2 rRNA genes are annotated in these 3,452 nt (G+C 55.1%); both read right to left on the reverse strand.

Features of this window, described 5'->3' with window-relative positions:
- Window positions 1-2: 2 nt before the first annotated feature.
- Window positions 3-119 (reverse strand): 5S ribosomal RNA (rrf, locus tag QM716_RS29115).
- 152 nt (window positions 120-271) lie between these two features.
- Window positions 272-3,408, reverse strand: a 23S ribosomal RNA gene (locus QM716_RS29120).
- Between the last annotated feature and the right edge of the window lie 44 nt (window positions 3,409-3,452).

Here is a 3,452-nt window from a genome sequence, read left to right on the forward strand (position 1 = left end):
GTGTTCGGCGGTGTCCTACTCTCCCACACCCTGTCGAGTGCAGTACCATCGGCGCTGAAGGGCTTAGCTTCCGGGTTCGGAATGGGACCGGGCGTTTCCCCTTCGCTATGACCGCCGTAACTCTATGAAACTGTCACAGTAACTTCCTTCGAACCGTGGTTTCACCACCCGTCAACACCTGATGTTTCCGGTGTTGGGGGATGGAGAAATCATGTTTCTCAGGGTATCTGTGTGTTGTTTCAGATACCGCACAGTGGACGCGTAGCTTCTTTGTGGTAAGTCCTCGGCCTATTAGTACCAGTCACCTGCATCCGTTACCGGACTTCCAGTTCTGGCCTATCAACCCGGTGGTCTGCCGGGGGCCTTACCCCCTCGAGGGGGTGAGAAACCTCATCTTGGAACAGGCTTCCCGCTTAGATGCTTTCAGCGGTTATCCCTTCCGAACGTAGCTAACCAGCGGTGCTCCTGGCGGAACAACTGGCACACCAGAGGTTCGTCCGTCCCGGTCCTCTCGTACTAGGGACAGCCTTCCTCAAGTTTCTAACGCGCGCGGCGGATAGAGACCGAACTGTCTCACGACGTTCTAAACCCAGCTCGCGTGCCGCTTTAATGGGCGAACAGCCCAACCCTTGGGACCTACTCCAGCCCCAGGATGCGACGAGCCGACATCGAGGTGCCAAACCATCCCGTCGATATGGACTCTTGGGGAAGATCAGCCTGTTATCCCCGGGGTACCTTTTATCCGTTGAGCGACACCGCTTCCACTTGCCGGTGCCGGATCACTAGTCCCGACTTTCGTCCCTGCTCGACCTGTCAGTCTCACAGTCAAGCTCCCTTGTGCACTTGCACTCGACACCTGATTGCCAACCAGGCTGAGGGAACCTTTGGGCGCCTCCGTTACATTTTGGGAGGCAACCGCCCCAGTTAAACTACCCACCAGGCACTGTCCCTGAACCAGATCATGGTCCGAGGTTAGAGGTCCAATTCGATCAGAGTGGTATTTCAACAACGACTCCACGATAACTGGCGTCACCGTTTCACAGTCTCCCACCTATCCTACACAAACCGAACCGAACACCAATACCAAGCTGTAGTGAAGGTCCCGGGGTCTTTTCGTCCTGCCGCGCGTAACGAGCATCTTTACTCGTAATGCAATTTCGCCGAGTCTACGGTTGAGACAGCTGAGAAGTCGTTACGCCATTCGTGCAGGTCGGAACTTACCCGACAAGGAATTTCGCTACCTTAGGATGGTTATAGTTACCACCGCCGTTTACTGGGGCTTAAATTCTCAGCTTCGCTCCCGAAGGAACTAACCGGTCCTCTTAACCTTCCAGCACCGGGCAGGCGTCAGTCCGTATACATCGTCTTACGACTTCGCACGGACCTGTGTTTTTAGTAAACAGTCGCTTCTCACTGGTCTCTGCGGCCCCACCCAGCTCAGACAGTAAATGTCGTCACCAGACAGGGCCCCCCTTCTCCCGAAGTTACGGGGGCATTTTGCCGAGTTCCTTAACCATAGTTATCTCGATCGCCTTAGTATTCTCTACCTGACCACCTGTGTCGGTTTGGGGTACGGGCCGTGTGAAAGCTCGCTAGAGGCTTTTCTCGGCAGCATAGGATCACTGAATTCGCCTCAATCGGCTACGCATCACGTCTCAGGCTGTATGTGACCCGGATTTGCCTAGGTCACGCCCTACACGCTTACACCAGTATTACCACTGACTGGCTCAGCTACCTTCCTGCGTCACCCCATCGCTTGGCTACTACCAGATCAGGTCCCATGCATCCACCAACTCGAGACCCGAAGGTCTTCTCGTGGCTTCAGGATGGTTAGTATCACTGATTCACCATGGGCGCGTTCACACGGGTACGGGAATATCAACCCGTTGTCCATCGGCTACGCCTGTCGGCCTCGTCTTAGGTCCCGACTCACCCTGGGCGGATTAACCTGGCCCAGGAACCCTTGGTCATTCGGCGGACGAGTTTCTCACTCGTCTTTCGCTACTCATGCCTGCATTCTCACTCGTGTGGCCTCCACGGCTAGGTCACCCTGCCGCTTCCATGGCCACACGACGCTCCCCTACCCATCCACACACCTGCCAGAAAATCCTTGGATCAACTGGGGGCTATTGCGTGAATGCCGCAGCTTCGGTGGTGTACTTGAGCCCCGCTACATTGTCGGCGCAGGATCACTTGACCAGTGAGCTATTACGCACTCTTTCAAGGGTGGCTGCTTCTAAGCCAACCTCCTGGTTGTCTTCGCGACCCCACATCCTTTTCCACTTAGTACACGCTTAGGGACCTTAGCTGGCGATCTGGGCTGTTTCCCTCTCGACTACGAACCTTATCGCCCGCAGTCTCACTGCCGCGCTCTCACTCACCGGCATTCGGAGTTTGGCTGATTTCGGTAAGCTTGTGGGCCCCCTAGACCATCCAGTAGCTCTACCTCCGGTGAGAAACACGCGACGCTGCACCTAAATGCATTTCGGGGAGAACCAGCTATCACGGAGTTTGATTGGCCTTTCACCCCTACCCACAACTCATCCCCTCAGTTTTCAACCTAAGTGGGTTCGGTCCTCCACGACGTCTTACCGTCGCTTCAACCTGGCCATGGGTAGATCACTCCGCTTCGGGTCTAGAGCATGCCACTACGATCGCCCTATTCGGACTCGCTTTCGCTACGGCTACCCCACACGGGTTAACCTCGCGACATGCCACTAACTCGCAGGCTCATTCTTCAAAAGGCACGCCATCACCCCCAACAGACAAGTCTGTTCGAAGGCTCTGACGGATTGTAAGCGCACGGTTTCAGGTACTATTTCACTCCCCTCCCGGGGTACTTTTCACCTTTCCCTCACGGTACTAGTCCGCTATCGGTCACCAGGGAGTATTCAGGCTTATCGGGTGGTCCCGACAGATTCACACCAGATTTCACGGGCCCGGTGCTACTTGGGTTTCCATTACAACAGTCACAAAGTTTTCGTGTACGGGATTCTCACCCTCTACGACAGGCCGTTCCAGACCACTTCCACTAACCTCATGATTTCTTACTGTTGGCCTGCTCGGCAGAACAGACAAAATGAACCCCACAACCCCACGAATGCAACACCTGCCGGCTATCACACACCCATGGTTTAGCCTCTTCCGCTTTCGCTCGCCACTACTCACGGAATCACGGTTGTTTTCTCTTCCTGTGGGTACTGAGATGTTTCACTTCCCCACGTTCCCTCCACACGCCCTATATATTCAGGCGCGGGTAACACGACATCACTCGTGCTGGGTTTCCCCATTCGGACATCCTCGGATCACAGCTCGGTTGACAGCTCCCCGAGGCTTATCGCAGCCTCCTACGTCCTTCATCGGCTCCTGGTGCCAAGGCATCCACCGTACGCTCTTCATTACTTACAACAAAGATGCTCGCGTCCACTGTGCAGTTCTCAAACAACACACAA

Origin of the sequence: Rhodococcus sp. IEGM 1409, assembly GCF_030056735.1 — a bacterium.
Taxonomy (GTDB): Bacteria; Actinomycetota; Actinomycetes; order Mycobacteriales; family Mycobacteriaceae; genus Rhodococcus_F.